The organism is Streptomyces humi, from assembly GCF_001005085.2.
In the GTDB taxonomy this organism is placed as follows: Bacteria; Actinomycetota; Actinomycetes; order Streptomycetales; family Streptomycetaceae; genus Streptomyces; species Streptomyces humi.
Genome location: NZ_LBMU02000027.1, coordinates 105923 through 123741, shown reverse-complemented (window position 1 = coordinate 123741; position 17819 = coordinate 105923). Strand labels below are relative to the sequence as shown.

The 17819-nt window shown below is 72.5% G+C and carries 15 protein-coding genes; 13 read left to right on the top strand and 2 right to left on the bottom strand.

Annotated elements, in window-relative coordinates:
• Positions 1-90: 90 nt before the first annotated feature.
• From AAW13_RS12740 to AAW13_RS12705, 8 genes are all read left to right on the top strand, one after another.
• On the top strand, positions 91-927 hold the full coding sequence (locus AAW13_RS12740) for a TIGR03084 family metal-binding protein (RefSeq protein WP_046734085.1): 837 nt from the start codon (positions 91-93) through the stop codon (positions 925-927).
• The gene (locus AAW13_RS12735) at positions 924-2612 is read left to right on the top strand and encodes an acyclic terpene utilization AtuA family protein (RefSeq protein WP_071659525.1); all 1689 of its coding nucleotides are present in this window, start codon (positions 924-926) and stop codon (positions 2610-2612) included. The genes AAW13_RS12740 and AAW13_RS12735 overlap by 4 nt, the downstream gene beginning before the upstream one ends.
• A complete protein-coding gene (locus AAW13_RS12730; RefSeq protein ID WP_046734045.1) occupies positions 2609-4207 on the top strand; it encodes an acyl-CoA carboxylase subunit beta in 1599 nt (532 codons plus the stop codon). The genes AAW13_RS12735 and AAW13_RS12730 overlap by 4 nt, the downstream gene beginning before the upstream one ends.
• Positions 4208-4215: 8 nt before the next feature.
• On the top strand, positions 4216-6060 hold the full coding sequence (locus AAW13_RS12725) for an acetyl/propionyl/methylcrotonyl-CoA carboxylase subunit alpha (RefSeq protein ID WP_046734044.1): 1845 nt from the start codon (positions 4216-4218) through the stop codon (positions 6058-6060).
• Between the two features lie 80 nt (positions 6061-6140).
• Positions 6141-7307, top strand: a complete 1167-nt coding sequence (locus tag AAW13_RS12720) for an acyl-CoA dehydrogenase family protein (RefSeq protein ID WP_046734043.1) — start codon at positions 6141-6143, stop codon at positions 7305-7307.
• 58 nt (positions 7308-7365) lie between these two features.
• On the top strand, positions 7366-8961 hold the full coding sequence (locus tag AAW13_RS12715; protein ID WP_046734042.1) for a 4-coumarate--CoA ligase family protein: 1596 nt from the start codon (positions 7366-7368) through the stop codon (positions 8959-8961).
• On the top strand, positions 8958-9692 hold the full coding sequence (locus tag AAW13_RS12710) for an enoyl-CoA hydratase family protein (protein ID WP_046734041.1): 735 nt from the start codon (positions 8958-8960) through the stop codon (positions 9690-9692). Before AAW13_RS12715 ends, AAW13_RS12710 begins: the two co-directional genes overlap by 4 nt.
• Entirely contained in the window at positions 9680-10315 is a 636-nt protein-coding gene (locus AAW13_RS12705) for a TetR/AcrR family transcriptional regulator (protein WP_071659524.1), read from the top strand. The genes AAW13_RS12710 and AAW13_RS12705 overlap by 13 nt, the downstream gene beginning before the upstream one ends.
• 66 nt (positions 10316-10381) lie before the next feature.
• On the opposite strand, the gene AAW13_RS12700 is transcribed toward AAW13_RS12705, so the two are convergent.
• Positions 10382-11482, bottom strand: coding sequence for a citrate synthase 2 (locus AAW13_RS12700; protein WP_046734039.1), 1101 nt, complete (start codon positions 11480-11482; stop codon positions 10382-10384).
• 128 nt (positions 11483-11610) lie between these two features.
• Here AAW13_RS12700 and pdxH point away from each other — a divergent pair, with 128 nt between their 5' ends.
• From pdxH to AAW13_RS12685, 3 genes are all read left to right on the top strand, one after another.
• Positions 11611-12300: a pyridoxamine 5'-phosphate oxidase gene (pdxH, locus tag AAW13_RS12695; protein WP_046734038.1), complete on the top strand. Its 690-nt coding sequence runs from the start codon at positions 11611-11613 to the stop codon at positions 12298-12300.
• Positions 12301-12602: 302 nt separating this feature from the next.
• Positions 12603-13037: a GNAT family N-acetyltransferase gene (locus tag AAW13_RS12690; protein WP_046734037.1), complete on the top strand. Its 435-nt coding sequence runs from the start codon at positions 12603-12605 to the stop codon at positions 13035-13037.
• Positions 13038-13169: 132 nt separating this feature from the next.
• The gene (locus tag AAW13_RS12685) at positions 13170-14585 is read left to right on the top strand and encodes a PAS domain-containing protein (protein ID WP_046734083.1); all 1416 of its coding nucleotides are present in this window, start codon (positions 13170-13172) and stop codon (positions 14583-14585) included.
• 58 nt (positions 14586-14643) lie between these two features.
• On the opposite strand, the gene AAW13_RS12680 is transcribed toward AAW13_RS12685, so the two are convergent.
• Positions 14644-15399, bottom strand: a complete 756-nt coding sequence (locus AAW13_RS12680) for an SIS domain-containing protein (protein ID WP_046734082.1) — start codon at positions 15397-15399, stop codon at positions 14644-14646.
• Between the two features lie 309 nt (positions 15400-15708).
• Here AAW13_RS12680 and AAW13_RS12675 point away from each other — a divergent pair, with 309 nt between their 5' ends.
• Together AAW13_RS12675 and AAW13_RS12670 are read left to right on the top strand one after the other, a co-directional pair.
• Entirely contained in the window at positions 15709-16401 is a 693-nt protein-coding gene (locus AAW13_RS12675) for an iron-dependent transcriptional repressor DtxR (RefSeq protein WP_046734036.1), read from the top strand.
• A gap of 503 nt (positions 16402-16904) precedes the next feature.
• Complete coding sequence (locus tag AAW13_RS12670) at positions 16905-17765, top strand: alpha/beta fold hydrolase (RefSeq protein ID WP_046734035.1); 861 nt, start codon at positions 16905-16907, stop codon at positions 17763-17765.
• Positions 17766-17819 lie beyond the last annotated feature (54 nt).

The window sequence follows — 17819 nt, the reverse complement described above, 5'->3', positions numbered from 1 at the left end:
ATGTCACCAAGGACCACCCGGCCCGGACCCCGTCCGGAATTAATGCAAGCACGCTTGATTGTTTCTGGTGGCGCTGCCATGCTCCTCCCCATGTCCGATCCGACGCCCGTCATCGACGACCTGTGTGCGGAGAGCGAGGAACTCGACCGGCTGGTGGCCGGGTTGGGTACCGAGCAGTGGGCCCTGCCCACCCCCGCGCCGCGCTGGACCGTCGCCCACCAGATCGCCCATCTCGCCTGGACCGACCACTCCTCCCTGCTGGCCGTGACCGACCAGGACGCCTTCGCGCGCGAGGTCGAGAAGGCCCTCGCCCAGCCCGGGGACTTCGTGGACAACGGGGCGGAGGAGGGCGCGGCCAAGCCGTCCGGGCAGTTGCTGACGGACTGGCGGGCCGGTCGCCAGGCCCTGGCGGAGGCGCTGCGCACCGCGCCCCCGCGGGCACGCTTCCCCTGGTACGGCCCGCCCATGGCGGTCGCCTCCATGGCCACCGCCCGGCTCATGGAGACCTGGGCGCACGGCCTGGACATCGCGGACACGGTGGGTGTCACCCGCACCCCGACCGACCGGCTCCGGCACATCGCCCGCCTCGGTGTCCGTACCCGCGACTTCGCCTTCGGCGTGCACGGACTGCCCGTGCCGTTCGAGGAGTTCCGCGTCGAGCTGACCGCGCCGTCCGGCGAGCTGTGGACGTACGGGCCCGAGGACGCCGACGACCGCGTCACCGGTACCGCCCTCGACTTCTGTCTCCTGGTCACCCAGCGCGCCCACCGTGCCGATCTCGCGCTGGACTCCGTCGGACCGGACGCCGACCGCTGGTTGGACATCGCCCAGGCCTTCGCGGGCCCACCCGGCCCCGGCCGCACACCGAAGTCCGGCGGCTCGAAGTCCGGCGGCTCGAAGGCCGGTCCGAAGGGCGGCCCGGCGTGACCCTCCGCATAGGCAACGCCTCCGGTTTCTACGGCGACCGTTTCGACGCGATGCGCGAGATGCTGACCGGAGGCGAACTCGACGTCCTCACCGGCGACTACCTCGCCGAGCTGACCATGCTCATCCTGGGCCGCGACCGCCTCAAGGACCCCGGTGCCGGATACGCCCGCACCTTCCTGCGCCAGCTGGAGGACTGCCTGGGTCTCGCCCGGGAGCGGGGCGTACGGATCGTCACGAACGCGGGCGGGCTCAATCCCGCCGGACTCGCCGACGCCGTACGGAAGCTGGCCGACCGGCTCGGCATCCCTGTGCGTGTCGCACATGTGGAGGGCGACGACCTCACCGCCGCCCACCCCGGCAGCCTCGCCGCCCACGCCTACCTCGGCGGCTTCGGGATCGCCGAGTGCCTGCGGGCCGGCGCCGACATCGTGGTCACCGGGCGGGTGACCGACGCGGCCCTGGTCACCGGGCCCGCCGCCGCCCACTTCGGCTGGGGGCCGGACGCGTACGACCGGCTCGCGGGCGCCGTGGTCGCCGGGCACGTCCTGGAGTGCGGGACCCAGGCCACCGGCGGCAACTACGCCTTCTTCGCCGCGGCGGGCGACGCGGGCCGGGACCTGCGGCGGCCCGGCTTCCCGCTCGCCGAAGTCCACGAGGACGGCAGCTGTGTCATCACGAAACACCCCGGCACCGGCGGCCTGGTCGACGTCGGCACGGTGACCGCCCAGCTCCTCTACGAGACCGGCGGCGCCCGCTATCCGGGACCCGACGTCACCGCCCGCCTCGACACGGTCCGGCTGCGTCAGGACGGCCCCGACCGGGTACGGATCGAGGGCGTCCGGGGCGAGGCACCGCCCCCCACGCTCAAGGTCGGCCGCAACCGGCTCGGCGGTTTCCGCAACGAGGTCGTCTTCGTGCTCACCGGCCTCGACATCGAGGCGAAGGCCACGCTGGTGCGGGAGCAGATGACCGAGGCGCTCGCCAAGTCGCCGCCCGACGAGGTCCGGTGGGAACTCGTCCGCACGGACCGGCCCGACGCGGACACCGAGGAGACGGCCAGCGCCCTGCTCCGGCTCGTCGTGCGGGACCCCGGCCAGGACACCGTCGGCCGGGCGCTGAGCGGCGCCGCCGTGGAACTGGCTCTCGCCAGCTATCCCGGCTTCCATGTGCTCGCGCCACCTGGCAAGGGCGCGCCCTATGGGGTCTTCGAGGACGGGTACGTCCCCCAGGAGGAGGTGCCCCATGTGGCCGTCCTCCACGACGGCCGGCGGACGCCAGTGCCGCCGGCCCGGGACACCCTCGTACTCCGGGACCTGCCGGAACCGCCGCTGCCCGAGCCGTACCCGGCGGGACCCACACGGCGGGCGCCGCTCGGACTCGTCGCCGGGGCCCGCAGCGGGGACAAGGGCGGCAGCGCCAACGTCGGCGTCTGGGCGCGCTCCGAGGAGGCCTGGCGCTGGCTCGCGCACACCCTGACCGTCGACGCGTTCCGAGGACTGCTGCCCGAGACCGGCGGACTGACCGTCACCCGGCACGTCCTTCCCGGCCTCCGCGCCGTCAACTTCACCGTCGCGGGCATCCTCGGCCAGGGGGTGGCCGCCCAGCACCGTTTCGACCCCCAGGCCAAGGCCCTCGGCGAATGGCTCCGCTCCCGCCACCTGGACATCCCGGAGGCCCTGCTGTGACGGTCATCGAGACCACCCTCGACACGAACACGCCCGATTTCCGGGCCAACCGCGACGCCATGCTCGCCAGGCTCACCGACCTGGAGGCCGAGCACGCCAAGGCCCTCGCGGGCGGCGGCGAGAAATATGTGGCACGGCACCGCAAGCGCGGCAAGCTCCTCGCCCGGGAGCGCATCGAACTGCTCCTCGACCCGGACACGCCCTTCCTGGAGCTGTCACCACTGGCCGCCTGGGGCAGCGATTACGCCGTGGGGGCCTCGCTCGTCACCGGGATCGGGGTGGTCGAGGGCGTGGAGTGCCTGATCACGGCCAACGACCCGACCGTGCGCGGCGGCGCCAGCAACCCCTGGTCGCTGAAGAAGGCCCTGCGCGCCGACGACATCGCCCTCGCCAACCGGCTGCCCTGCATCAGCCTGGTCGAGTCCGGCGGCGCCGACCTGCCCTCGCAGAAGGAGATCTTCATCCCGGGCGGCGCCATCTTCCGGGACCTGACCCGGCTCTCGGCCGCCGGCATCCCCACCGTCGCCGTCGTCTTCGGCAACTCGACCGCGGGCGGCGCGTACATCCCCGGCATGTCCGACCACGTGATCATGGTCAAGGAACGTGCCAAGGTCTTCCTCGGCGGGCCGCCCCTCGTGAAGATGGCGACCGGCGAGGAGAGCGACGACGAGTCCCTGGGCGGCGCCGAGATGCACGCGCGCGTGTCGGGTCTCGCCGACTACTTCGCCGTCGACGAACCGGACGCGCTGCGCCAGGCCCGGCGGGTGGTCGCCCGCCTCAACCACCGCAAGGCCCACGCCGACCCCGGCCCCGCCGAACCGCCGAAGTACGACCCCGAGGAACTGCTCGGCGTCGTCCCCGGCGACCTCAAGGTCCCCTTCGACCCGCGCGAGGTGATCGCCCGTCTCGTCGACGGCTCCGACTTCGACGAGTTCAAGCCCCTGTACGGGACGAGCCTCGCCACCGGCTGGGCGAGCCTGCACGGCTACCCCGTCGGCATCCTCGCCAACGCCCAGGGCGTCCTGTTCTCCGCCGAGTCGCAGAAGGCCGCCCAGTTCATCCAGCTCGCCAACCAGCGCGACATCCCCCTGCTGTTCCTCCACAACACCACCGGCTACATGGTCGGCAAGGAGTACGAGCAGGGCGGGATCATCAAGCACGGCGCGATGATGATCAACGCGGTCAGCAACAGCCGCGTCCCGCACATCTCCGTCCTCATGGGCGCCTCCTACGGCGCCGGGCACTACGGCATGTGCGGACGCGCCTACGACCCCCGGTTCCTGTTCGCCTGGCCCAGCGCCAAGTCGGCCGTCATGGGCCCGCAGCAGCTCGCGGGCGTCCTGTCGATCGTCGCCCGCCAGTCGGCCGCCGCGAAAGGCCTGCCGTACGACGAGGAGGGCGACGCGGCGCTGCGTGCCATGGTCGAGCAGCAGATCGAGTCCGAGTCGCTGCCGATGTTCCTGTCCGGGCGGCTCTACGACGACGGCGTCATCGACCCGCGCGACACCCGGACCGTCCTCGGCCTTGCCCTGTCCGCCATCCACACCGCCCCCTACGAAGGCGCGCGGGGCGGCTTCGGCGTCTTCCGGATGTGAGGGATCACGTGATTTCGACCCTGCTGGTCGCCAACCGCGGCGAGATCGCCTGCCGGATCTTCCGCACCTGTGCCGATCTCGGCATCGCCACCGTCGCCGTGCACTCCGACGCCGACCGGGACGCCCTGCACGCGCGCGTGGCCGACACCGCGGTACGGCTGCCGGGCGCCACGCCCGCCGACACCTATCTCCGCGGCGACCTGGTGGTGAAGGCCGCCGTGAACGCGGGCGCGGACGCCGTGCATCCCGGGTACGGCTTCCTCTCCGAGAACGCCGACTTCGCGCGCGCCGTCCTCGACGCCGGCCTGGCCTGGATCGGGCCGCCGCCCGAGGCCATCGAGGCCATGGCGTCCAAGACCCGTGCCAAGGAACTGATGGGCATCGCGCCGCTCGGCGAGGTCACCGCGTCCGACCTGCCGGTCCTGGTGAAGGCGGCCGCGGGCGGCGGCGGGCGCGGCATGCGCGTCGTGCGCCGCCTCGAAGACCTGGGCGCCGCCCTGGAGGGCGCCCGCGCCGAGGCCGCGAGCGCCTTCGGGGACGGGGAGGTGTTCGTCGAGCCGTACCTCGAGTCGGGCCGCCATGTGGAGGTACAGATCCTCGCGGACACCCACGGCACCGTGTGGCCGCTGGGCACCCGCGACTGCTCCCTCCAGCGCAGGCACCAGAAGGTCATCGAGGAGGCACCGGCGCCCGGGCTCCCCGACGGGCTCGTGAAAGAGCTGTACGCGCTGGCCGTACGCGCCGCCCGCGCCGTCGCCTACGTCGGCGCGGGCACCGTCGAGTTCCTCGTCGCCGACGGAAAGCCGCACTTCCTGGAGATGAACACCCGCCTCCAGGTGGAACACCCCGTCACCGAGGCCGTGTTCGGCATCGACCTGGTCGCGGAACAGCTGCGCGTCGCCGAGGGCCACGCCCTCCCCCTCGACCCGCCGTCCGCACGCGGCCACGCCGTCGAGGCCCGCCTCTACGCCGAGGACCCCGCCCACGACTGGGCGCCCCAGACCGGCACCCTGCACCGTCTCGCCGTGCCCGCCGGCGTCCGCCTGGACACCGGCTACACCGACGGCGACGAGATCGGCGTCCACTACGACCCGATGCTCGCGAAAGTCGTCGCGCACGCCCCCACCCGCGCCGAGGCGCTGCGCAAGCTGGCGCACGCGCTCGACCGCACCACGCTGCACGGCCCCACCACCAACCGGGACCTCCTGGTCCGCTCCCTGCGCCACCAGGAGTTCACGACCGCCCGCATGGACACCGGCTTCTACGACCGCCATCTCGCCGAGCTGACGGCGCCCGCCCCCGACCCGCACGCCCCCCTCGCCGCAGCCCTGGCCGACGCCCACGGCCGCTCACGCCTCGGCGGCTGGCGCAACGTGCCCTCCCAACCGCAGGTCAAGCGCTACCTGATGGCCGACGAGGAGCACGAGGTCCGCTACCGGCACACCCGCGAGGGCTGCACGGCGGACGGCGTACGCGTCGTGCACGCCGGCGCGGATCTCGTCGTACTCGACATCGACGGCGTCCACCGGAAGTTCCGGGTGGCCCGGTACGGCGACCAGGTCCACGTCAACAACACGGCCCTCACCGCCCTGCCCCGCTTCCCCGACCCGAAGGCCCAGCTGGCCCCGGGCTCCCTCCTGGCGCCGATGCCCGGAACGGTCGTACGGGTGGCGGAGGGCCTGGAGGCCGGCTCGACGGTGGAGGCCGGCCAGCCCCTCCTCTGGCTGGAGGCGATGAAGATGCAGCACCAGATCACGGCACCGGTGACAGGGACACTGAGCGAGCTGAGGGTGACCGTGGGCCAACAGGTCGAGCCAGGCTCCCTACTGGCGGTGGTACGAGCGCCCCTCTAGGGGCGCGGGGCTGTATCGATATGCGGCTACCGCCGCGTGAGCGCGAGCGACCACACACGACCCGCCCCCGAAGGAGCACCGTGACCCCCCAGATCGAATCCGACGAACACAAGGCACTCCGCGCGGCGGTGGCCGCCCTCGGTGCCAAGTACGGCCGCACCTACATCACCCGCACGATCGCCGAAGGCCGCCCCCCGACCGAACTCTGGCAGGAGGCCGGAAAACTGGGCTACCTCGGCGTCAACCTCCCGGAGGAACACGGCGGCGGAGGCGGCGGCATCACCGAACTCTCCATCGTCCTCGAAGAACTCGGCGCGGCGGGCTCCCCGCTCCTCATGCTCGTCGTCTCACCGGCCATCTGCGGCACGGTCATCTCCCGCTTCGGCACCGAGGAGCAGAAGCGCGCCTGGCTCCCCGGACTCTCCGACGGCACGCGCCTCATGGCCTTCGGCATCACCGAACCCGACGCCGGCTCCAACTCCCACCGCATCACCACCACCGCCCGCCGCGACCCGGCGAGCGGCGACTGGCTGCTCACCGGCCGCAAGGTCTTCATCTCCGGCGTCGACCTGGCCGACGCCGTCCTGATCGTCGGCCGCACCGAGGACGCCCGCACCGGACGCCTCAAGCCCTGCCTGTTCATCGTCCCGACGGACGCCGAAGGCTTCCGGAAGCGCCCCATCGACATGGAACTCAACGCGGCCGAAAAACAGTTCGAACTCACCCTGGACGACGTACGGCTGCCCGCGGACGCGCTCGTCGGCGACGAGGACGCCGGACTCCTCCAGCTCTTCGCCGGCCTCAACCCGGAACGCGTCATGACGGCCGCGTTCGCGATCGGCATGGGCCGCTACGCGCTGTCCAAGGCGATCGAGTACGCGCGCGACCGCACCGTCTGGAAGGCCCCCATCGGCGCCCACCAGGCCATCGCCCACCCCCTCGCCCAGGCGCACATCGACCTCGAACTCGCCCGCCTGATGATGCAGAAGGCCGCCCACCTCTACGACGCCGGGGACGACGTCGGCGCAGGTGAGGCCGCCAACATGGCGAAGTACGCGGCAGGAGAGGCCTGCGTACGGGCCGTCGACCAGGCCGTGCACACCCTCGGCGGCAACGGACTGACCCGGGAATTCGGGCTCGCCTCGTTGATAACGGCCGCGCGCGTGGCTCGTATTGCTCCGGTGAGCAGGGAGATGATTCTCAACTACGTCTCCCACCAGACCCTCGGCCTGCCCAAGTCGTACTGAGGTCGCACCCAGGCCGCACCGACGTCGCCCTGAGGCCCAAGGCCGCCTTGGAGGAACCGTGTTCCGCAGCGAGTACGCAGACGTTCCGCCCGTAGAACTCCCCATCCACGAGGCCGTGCTGGGCCGGGCCGCCGAGTTCGGCGCCGCGCCCGCCCTGATCGACGGCACCGACGGCACCACCCTCACCTACGAACAACTGGACCGGTTCCACCGGCGGATCGCCGCCGCGTTCGCCGACGCGGGCGTCCGCAAGGGCGATGTGCTCGCCCTGCACAGCCCGAACACGGTGGCCTTCCCGACGGCGTTCTACGCGGCCACGCGCGCGGGTGCCGCCGTCACCACCGTGCACCCGCTCGCCACGCCCGAGGAGTTCGCGAAACAGCTCACAGACTGCGCGGCCCGCTGGATCGTCACCGTCTCACCACTGCTGGAGACCGCCCGCCGGGCAGCCGAACTCGCGGGCGGCGTCGAGGAGATATTCGTCTGCGACAGCGCCACCGGCCACCGCTCACTGATCGACATGCTCGCCGGTGACGCACCCGAGCCGCAGGTCGACATCGACCCCGTCGAGGACGTCGCCGCACTGCCGTACTCCTCCGGCACCACCGGCGTCCCCAAGGGCGTGATGCTCACCCACCGGCAGATCGCCACCAACCTCGCCCAGCTCGACGTCTCCGTACCGGCCGGCCCCGGCGACCGCATCCTCGCCGTCCTGCCGCTCTTCCACATCTACGGCCTCACCGCGCTCATGAACGCGCCCCTGCGCAACGGCGCCACGGTCGTCGTCCTGCCCCGCTTCGACCTGGAGACCTTCCTCGCGGCCATCCAGAACCACCGCATCACCGGCCTGTACGTCGCCCCGCCGATCGTCCTCGCCCTCGCCAAGCACCCCCTGGTCGAGCGGTACGACCTGTCGTCCCTGAAGTACGTCATGAGCGCCGCCGCGCCCCTGGACGCGCAGCTCGCCGCGGCCTGCGCGAAACGGCTCCGACTGCCGCCGGTCGGACAGGCGTACGGCATGACCGAGCTGTCGCCCGGCACCCACGTCGTCCCCCTCGACGCCATGCACCAGGCACCCCCCGGCACGGTCGGCAAGCTCATCGCCGGCACCGAGATGCGGATCGTGTCCCTGGACGACCCGCACAAGGACGTCGCCACCGGCGAACCCGGCGAGATCCTCATCCGCGGCCCGCAGGTCATGAAGGGCTACCTCGGCCGCCCCGACGACACCGCCGCGATGATCGACAGCGACGGCTGGCTGCACACCGGGGACGTCGGCCACGCCGACACCGACGGCTGGCTGTTCGTCGTCGACCGGGTCAAGGAACTCATCAAGTACAAGGGCTTCCAGGTGGCCCCCGCCGAACTGGAGGCACTCCTGCTCACCCACCCCGGCATCGCCGACGCCGCCGTCATCGGCGCCTACAACGAGGACGGCAACGAGATCCCGCACGCCTTCGTCGTCCGCCAGCCCACCGCCGGCGACCTCACCGAGAACGAGACCATGCTGTACGTCGCCGAACGCGTCGCGCCCTACAAACGCGTCCGCAAGGTCACCTTCATCACCAGCGTGCCCCGCGCGGCCTCCGGGAAGATCCTCCGCCGCGAACTGCGCGACCTCGCCAGGACCCGGGAACCCGAGGAGCGCCCGTGACGTTGATCGGACAGACCCGCACACGCGCCGTCACCACTCTCAGCCTCGACTCCACCACCACCCGCAACGCCCTGTCCGCCGCCCTCGTCGCCGAACTCGCCGAAGCCCTCACCGACTGCGCGAAGGACCCCGACGTCCGCGCGGTCGTCCTCACCCACACCGGTACGACGTTCAGCGCCGGCGCCGACCTGCGCGACCCACCCCACCCCGACGCCCTGGTCGGCCTCCTCCGCCGGCTCGTCGAACTGCCCAAGCCGGTCGTCGCCCGCGTCACCGGCCACGTCCGCGCGGGTGGCATCGGCCTGCTCGCGGCCTGCGACATCGCGGCCGCCTCCACCGGGTCCACCTTCGCCTTCACGGAGGTGCGGATCGGAGTCGCCCCCGCCGTCATCTCCCTGCCCCTGCTGCCCCGCACCGACCCCAGGACCCTCGCCCGCTACTACCTCACCGGCGAACGCTTCACCCCCGCCGAAGCAGTCCGCCTCGGCCTGCTCACCACCACGGCCGACGACGTGGACACCGCCCTCGAACCCGTCCTCGACGGCATCCGCCGCTCCGCACCCCAGGCCCTGGCCGAGACGAAACAGCTGCTCACAGCTAGGGTGCTGGAGACATTCGACCGGGACGCGGCCCACCTGACCGCCCTCTCGGCCCGGCTGTTCTCCTCCGACGACGCGCGCGAGGGGATGACGGCCTTCCTCGAACGACGGGATGCGGCGTGGGTGGTGTGAGTACGACGGAACGCGCACGCGGGCCCCAACCGGACCGTGCCCCCAAACAGGACCGCAGCCGGGCCACCCGGCAGCGGCTCCTGGAAGCCGCCGTGGCCTGCCTCGCCGAACACGGCTGGGCGGGCTCCACGGTCGCCGTCGTCGCCGAACGCGCCGGCGTCTCCCGGGGCGCCGCCCAGCACCACTTCCCGACCCGCGAGGACCTTTTCACGGCGGCCGTCGAATACGTCGCCGAGGAACGCTCCACGGCCCTGCGCGCCCTGTTCCCGCAGGGCACGGCCGGCGACCGCGGAGCCGTCGTCTCGGCCCTGGTCGACCTCTACACCGGCCCCCTCTTCCGCGCCGCCCTCCACCTGTGGGTCGCCGCCTCCAACGAGGACCAGCTGCGCTCCCGGGTCACCGAACTGGAAGCCCGGGTCGGCCGCGAGACCCACCGCATCGCCGTGGACCTCCTCAACGCCGACGAGACCCGCCCGGGCGCCCGCGAGACGGTCCAGGGCCTCCTGGACATGGCGAGAGGCCTGGGCCTGGCAAACCTCCTGACGGACGACAGGGCGAGACGGGAGCGGGTGGTGGCCCAATGGGCGGCACTGCTCGACGAGGTGCTGGACAGCGCCCCATAGGGGTGCGGGGAACTGCGCGCTCAGCCACGCACAACCCGCAGCCGCCCACGCACCGTCGCACCCCCTCTAGTGGGCGATGTCCGCGAACCCTTCGATGTCCTGAGGCCTCCGAACCCCCGGCCCCACGTACTCCGCCGACGGCCGCACCAGCCGCCCCGTCCGCTTCTGCTCAAGAATGTGCGCCGACCACCCGGCGGTACGGGCACACGTGAACATCGACGTGAACATGTGCGCCGGCACCTCCGCGAAGTCCAGCATGATCGCCGCCCAGAACTCCACGTTCGTGGCCAGCACACGATCCGGCCGACGGTTGTGGAGTTCCTCCAGCGCCGCCTTCTCCAGCGCCTCCGCGATCTCGAACCGCGGCGCCCCCAGCTCCCGCGCGGTCCGCCGCAGCACCCGCGCCCGCGGATCCTCCGCCCGGTACACCCGGTGCCCGAACCCCATCAACCGCTCACCACGGTCCAGGGCCTGCTTGACGTAGGCCTCCGCGTCCCCGGTCCGCTCGATCTCCTCGATCATCCCGAGCACCCGGGACGGCGCACCACCGTGCAGCGGCCCCGACATGGCGCCCACCGCACCGGACAGTGCCGCGGCGACATCCGCACCGGTCGAGGCGATCACCCGGGCCGTGAACGTCGAAGCGTTCATGCCGTGCTCGGCGGCGGAGGTCCAGTACGCGTCGACGGCCGCGACATGCTTCGGGTCCGGCTCCCCCCGCCACCGGATCATGAACCGCTCGACCACCGAGTGCGCCTTGTCGATCTCCCGCTGCGGCACCATCGGCAGCCCCTGCCCGCGCGCCGACTGCGCGACGTACGACAGGGCCATGACCGCGGCCCGCGCCAGGTCCTCCCGGGCCTGCGCCGCGTCGATGTCGAGGAGCGGCTTGAGACCCCAGACGGGGGCGAGCATGGCGAGCGCCGACTGCACGTCCACCCGGATGTCACCCGAATGGACCGGGATCGGGAAGGGCTCGGCGGGCGGCAGCCCCGGATTGAAGGCCCCGTCGACCAGCAGCCCCCACACGTTCCCGAACGAGACGTGCCCGACCAGATCCTCGATGTCGACGCCCCGGTACCGCAGGGCGCCCCCCTCCTTGTCCGGTTCGGCGATCTCGGTCTCGAACGCGACGACTCCTTCGAGCCCAGGTACGAAGTCGGACATGGGGCGGCTCCTCTTGGGGTGTAGGCGGAGGCAACTGCACCATAACCCCGAGTGCCAGAATTGGGGAGCCCAGCGGCACTCAGTGCCACTCCGTGCTGTGGCGCGGGGCGGTACGGCAAGATGACCGCGTGACCGATCGTGACGCCGCCTCCGACGACTCCATCCACGACCCCGCCGCGATGCGGCAGCACTACCGGGCCGAGGGTTTCGACGAGAACGACCTGGCCGCACACCCGATGGACCAGTTCACCCAATGGTTCCGGCAGGCCGTGCGGGCGGCCGACGACGGCATGATCTACGAACCCAACGCGATGGTCGTCTCCACCGCGGACGCCCAGGGCCACCCCAGCTCACGCACGGTCCTGATGAAGCAGTACGACACCCAGGGCTTCGTCTTCTACACCAACTACGACTCCCGCAAGGCCCGCGACCTCGCCGAGAACCCGCACGTCTCACTGCTCTTCCCGTGGCACCCCATCGGCCGGCAGGTCGTCGTCACCGGCATCGCCCGCCGTACCGGCCGCGACGAGACCGCCGCGTACTTCCGCACCCGCCCGCACGGCTCCCAGCTCGGCGCCTGGGCCAGCACCCAGTCCGCGGTCATCCGCTCCCGCGCCGAACTCGACACCGCGTACGCCGAACTCGGCGCCCGCTACCCCGAGGGCGAGCAGGTCCCCGTGCCCCCGCACTGGGGCGGCTTCCGCGTGGCCCCCCGGACGGTCGAGTTCTGGCAGGGCCGCTACAACCGCCTCCACGACCGCCTCCGCTACACGGCCACCCCCGACGCCACCTGGCACGTGGAACGCCTCAGCCCCTGAGCGGGCCCGTGCACGCAGACGACCCGCGAGCTCGGGTCCCTCCGCCTGAACGGAGGAGCCGGCCGGACGTACCGGCGAGCTCGCGGGTCGGGTGACTGCTTGGGATTGGGCCGGCTGCGCACGTCTCCGCACGCTGGTCCGGCACCGCACATCGTGTGGTGGCGAGCCGCTAGCCCGCAGCCACCTCTTCCGTCCGATATGCATACATCTACCGAACCACCTCCCTTCTGAAGTAACAGCCACTCTAGGAAGCACATCGGAAGGGTTCAACTGTTTTTCGCAGCAGAGATCGAGGTGCGCACGTGAGTGGGCTCAGGGTGGTTCCCGCCAGTGAGGGTGAGGCGCTGGAGCGGTGGCGGTATGTGCACAACGTGGTCGTGCCGGTCGCCGCGATGTCGGCCGCGCAGGCCGGGGAGCGGGTGGCGCGGGGGTACCGGCTGGAGAACGCGTACGTCGGGGACGAGCTCGTGGGGTGCTCGACCGTGCGGCCCGCCGTCGACGGGGTGGTGACCGTGATCGTGCGGGTGCTGCCGCAGTGGCGGGGGCGGGGTTTCGGCGCGGCCCTGTACGAGCAGGTGCTCGCACGTGTGCAGGGGGCCCGGGCGCTTGAGACGTGTGTGCTGGCCGTCAACGAGGGCGGGCTGCGGTTCGCCGAGCGGTACGGGTTCACCGAGGTCGAGCGGTACGTGCTGGACGGGGAGACCGACGAGTGGGTGGATCTGCGGCTGGAGCTGTGAACGGGGGCTTGCAACGATTCCCTCAATCTTGCGGGAACACAGTGTGGGCTGCGTCACGTTCGAGTTGAATGAAAGGGCAGTGAGTGAAAACCGACGCGCCGTGCGTGCGGACGCAGCCTGATGGGGGTCCAGGTGAGTGCTTCCCGGCGTAGTGGGACCACGGACGAGCTGGGGCCCGACGAGCCCGAGCCGGAGCCGGAGCGCGATGCCCCGGAGGACTCGGGCGGCTCCGACCTGCTCGCCGCGCTCCTCGACGGCATGGACGCGGCGCTGTGCGCCTTCGACGCGGACGGCTTCGTCACCCACTGGAACCGTGAGGCGGAGCGCATCCTGGGCTGGGCGGCGGCCGAGGCGGTGGGCCGGCGCGGGTTCGCCGGCTGGGCGGTGCGCGAGGCGGACGCCGAGGAGATCGAGGGGCGGCTGATGGCCGCCATGCACGCCTCCGGGCGCCAGGTGCACGAGTTCGCGCTGCTGACGAAGGACGGCGGGCGGGTCCTCGTACGGACGCAGTCGGCGGCCGTGCGCGGTCCCGACGGGAAGCCGGCGGGCGTGTACTGCGCGTTCAGCGAGGTGCACGCGCAGATCGACCTGGAGCGGTCGATCGCGCTGAGCGAGGCCCTGTTCGAGGACGCGGCCTGGGGGGTCGTACTGGTCGACGCCGATCTGCGGCCCGCCGTCGTCAACGCGCACGCCGCGCGGGCGCTCGGGATCGGGCGTTCGTCGGCGCTGGGGCGGCCGCTCGGTGAGCTGCTCGCGCAGGGCGTGGAGGACCTGGAGAGCGCCCTCACGCACGTGCTGGCGGAGGGTGCGCCGCCCGCGCCGGCCGAGATGTGGGTGAGCGTGCGGACGCCGGAGGGCGAGCAGCGGCGGTGCTGGCGGTCCGGGTTCCTGCGGCTCGCGTCGCCGCTCGCGGAGGAGCCGGTTCCGCTCGGGGTCGGCTGGCTGTTCCAGGACGTCACGGAGGCCAGGCTCGCCGAGCAGGAGGCGGCCGTGCTGCGCTTCCGCGCCAACCAGCTGCACCGCGCGGCCCGCGCGGCGGCCGAGTGCGAGGACCCGTTGGAGGCGGCCACCGTCCATCTCGACTTCGCGCTGGCCGGGTTCGCGGACCACGCGGTGATCGACCGGGTGGTGGGCGGCGCCCGCGCGGACGGGGACGTCGGGCCGGTGCGGCTGGTGCGGATCGCCGCCACGCCGACCGGGGCGCCGGGACCGAGCCTGCTGACGGGCGCGGCCGGGCTGCCGGTGCGCTACGAGGAGGGTCATCCGGCGCTCCAGTGCGTGCAGCGGGCCGGGAGCGTGCGGGCGGACGCCGGTTCGGTGCCGCCGGACCGGGCGCGGGCGTGGGCGCTGGACCGGCAGTGGCCGGGCGACGCGGTGCACGCGATGTGCGCGGTGCTGCGCAGCCGGGGGCGGACGCTGGGCGTGCTGACGTTCCTGCGCGGGCCGGGCCGCAACCGTTTCGAGCGCCTGGACGCGGTGTACGCGGAGGACGTGGCCGTGCGTATCGCCACGGCCCTGGACCTGGCGGGCCTCACGCGACAGCGTTAGCCCCCGCGAGCGTCGGTCCCCGCGCCGGCGCCGGTCCCGGTGGCGGGCCGGCCTCGCGTCAGTGCTGGTAGAAGATGCGGTCGGCGTATTCGGCGAAGACGCGGGCGTTCCATTCGTGGCCGCCGTCGACGTTGCCCGAGCGCAGGAGCGGGGGTTCCACCCCGCGGTCGGCGAGGGTCGCCGCGGTGGTGGCGAGGACGGCCTGGAGCAGGGCGCTGGTGACGACCGTGGAGGCGGGCGCGAAGGGCGCCGGGATGGTGTCCAGGGTGAGCTCGGCGTCCCCCACGGAGATCTTCGAGTCGAGCACGACGTCGCAGTGGTCCTTGAGGTACGTGCCGGAGGAGTGCCGTGACGTGGTCTGCCCGGCGTACGCCACGGAGGTCACGCCGATGACCTTGGCGCCGCGCCGGCGGGCCTCGACGGCCATCTCGACGGGCAGGGCGTTGCGGCCGGAGAGGGAGATGATCACCAGCGCGTCGCCGGGGCGCAGGGGTGAGGTGTCGAGGACGGCGGTCGCGAGGCCGTCCACGCGTTCGAGGCGGGAGCCGAGGGTGGCGGGCATCACGTCGACGCCGACGAGGCCGGGCGCGGAGAGCAGGTTCATGAGCGCGAGGCCGCCGGCGCGGTAGACGACGTCCTGGGCGGGCAGCGAGGAGTGCCCGGCGCCGAAGGCGAACAGCCGGCCGTCGGCGACGACGGTGTCGGCGAGGAGGGTGCCCGCGGTGGCGATGGCCTCGGCCTCCTCCTCGCGGACCCGTTGCAGGAGGCCGATGGCGGCGTCGAGGAACAGGTCGGCGGGTGTGCCGTCGCTCATGCGGTGCCCCTTTGCACGGTCGGCGTCAGCGCGGGTGCCGGCGCCGGTGCCGGCGCCGGTGTCAGCGTCTGTGTCGCGGATCACCCTCCGGTCTGGACCATCTCGGTGTCAATACGGCCGGTGGGTCGGTGCGGGCGTGGCCGGGCCCGGTGCGGGCGGGCCCGGCGCCCGTTCCCGCGACGGGGCCGGGCGCCCGTTTTTGCGGTGCGGCCCGGTTGTCGGTGGGATCCGGCAGAATTGGTGGCAGGGCCAGCGCACGCGGCCGGGCCGCCGGCAGAGGTATTCGGCAGAGGTAATCGAGGGGCACGTATGTCCGGACTGATCGACACCACGGAGATGTATCTCCGCACCATCCTCGAGCTCGAAGAGGAAGGCGTGGTCCCCATGCGCGCCCGCATCGCGGAGCGGCTCGACCAGAGCGGACCGACGGTGAGCCAGACGGTGGCGCGGATGGAGCGGGACGGACTGGTGTCCGTCGCCACCGACCGCCATCTGGAGCTGACCGACGAGGGCCGCCGGCTGGCGACGCGCGTGATGCGCAAGCACCGGCTTGCGGAGTGCCTGCTGGTCGACGTGATCGGCCTGGAGTGGGAGCAGGTGCACGCCGAGGCGTGTCGCTGGGAGCACGTGATGAGCGAGGCCGTGGAGCGGCGGGTGCTGGAGCTGCTGCGGCACCCCACCGAGTCGCCGTACGGCAACCCGATCCCGGGCCTGGAGGAGCTGGGCGAGAAGGACGGCGCGGATCCGTTCCTCGACGCGGGCATGGTGTCGCTGGCCGACCTGGACCCGGGCAGCGACGGCAAGACCGTGGTCGTACGCCGGATCGGTGAGCCCATCCAGACCGATGCGCAGCTGATGTACACGCTGCGGCGGGCGGGTGTGCAGCCGGGTTCGGTGGTGAGCGTGACGGAGTCGGCCGGCGGGGTGCTGGTGGGCAGCGGCGGTGAGGCGGCCGAGCTGGAGGCGGACGTCGCCTCCCATGTGTTCGTCGCCAAGCGCTGAACGTCAACTTCCGCGGCTGGTCAATGAGTTGACGCCCGCTTCGATGTCCGTCGCGGGCTTGTCGAGGGCGTCGGATCCGCGATTCACTGCGTCGAATCGCAGCGCTCGCGCTTTTCGCGTGCGAGGCTGTCGCGGAAGGCGTGTGACCTGAGGGGGCGGGGAGGGTGTGCCGAGGGCGGAGGGTGTGCCGAGGACGCCGACGCGGTCATGGGATTGGCCCCGGCGCCTTCCGGCGCCGGGGCCTGTCCTCCCCGGTGCTGACCCGGAGCCCCGAGCTCCCAGGGTCATCCCCTCGGACCGTTTTCCCCGAGCGGTCCGCCCCCCGCAGAAGAAATCCCCCCGACGGCGCCGATCATGCCTGGAGAGAGGTCACTCGAATGAGGGGTGTTGCCCGCAGCAACCCGATTTTCGAATAGGCATTCGATAGTCTGGAGCGGTACCGAAGCACCACGAACCGATACGAGGCGACACTAGGCACGCGGAGCTAGGGGGGTGCCAGGCCCATGGCACGGCGCATCGACGTGACAGGAGCCGGCGGCGTACACCTCGCCGCCTGGGAGTTCGCGGACCCGCCCAAGTCGGACGACCCGGACCGGCCGTCGCCCGGCGTGCTGTTACTGCACGGCCTGATGGGCCGCGCCTCGCACTGGGCGTCCACCGCCCGCTGGCTCTCCGAACGGCACCGGGCCGTCGCCCTCGACCAGCGCGGTCACGGCCAGAGCGACAAGCCCCCGCAGGCCGCGTACACCCGTGAGGCGTACGTCGAGGACGCCGCGGCCGCCGTCGAGCAGCTGGGACTCGCCCCGGCCGTGCTCGTCGGCCACGCCATGGGCGCGCTGACCGCCTGGCAGCTCGCCGCGAAGCGCCCCGAACTGGTCCGGGGCGTGGTCATCTGCGACATGCGGGCGTCCGCGCTGGGCGCGGCCTCGCAGCGCGAGTGGGCCGAGTGGTTCCGGTCCTGGCCCGTCCCCTTCGCCACGCTCGCCGACGTACGCAAGTGGTTCGGTGAGGACGACCCCTGGGTGGAGCGGCCGAACCCCGCGCGCGGGGAGTTCTACGCCGAGGTGATGCACGAGGGCGGCGACGGCTGGCGGCCGGTGTTCGATCCCGACCGGATGCTGAGGTCCCGGGAGACCTGGGTGTACGACGCGCACTGGGAGGAGCTGGCCCAGGTGCCGTGCCCCGCGCTGGTCGTACGCGGGGTCGACGGGGAGCTGGGGCGGGCCGAGGCGCAGGAGATGGTCCGGGTGCTGCCGAAAGGGGAGTACGCCGAGGTGGCCGACGCCGGGCATCTGTTGCCCTTCGACCGGCCGGAGGCCTGGCGGGCGGCCGTGGAGCCGTTTCTCGACCGGGTGGGGGAGTAGTGGCGCCCGCGGGGCAGGGGCCGCGTGACGTAGGCGGCTGCGGGTCCGTTGCGG

Excerpts from the sequence above, each read along its gene's own strand:
- AAW13_RS12675 (WP_046734036.1), top strand. The coding sequence starts at position 15,709 with ATGTCCGGACTGATCGACACCACGGAGATGTATCTCCGCACCATCCTC.
- AAW13_RS12700 (WP_046734039.1), bottom strand. The coding sequence starts at position 11,482 with ATGTCCGACTTCGTACCTGGGCTCGAAGGAGTCGTCGCGTTCGAGACC.
- AAW13_RS12670 (WP_046734035.1), top strand. The coding sequence starts at position 16,905 with ATGGCACGGCGCATCGACGTGACAGGAGCCGGCGGCGTACACCTCGCC.
- AAW13_RS12740 (WP_046734085.1), top strand. The coding sequence starts at position 91 with ATGTCCGATCCGACGCCCGTCATCGACGACCTGTGTGCGGAGAGCGAG.
- AAW13_RS12680 (WP_046734082.1), bottom strand. The coding sequence starts at position 15,399 with ATGAGCGACGGCACACCCGCCGACCTGTTCCTCGACGCCGCCATCGGC.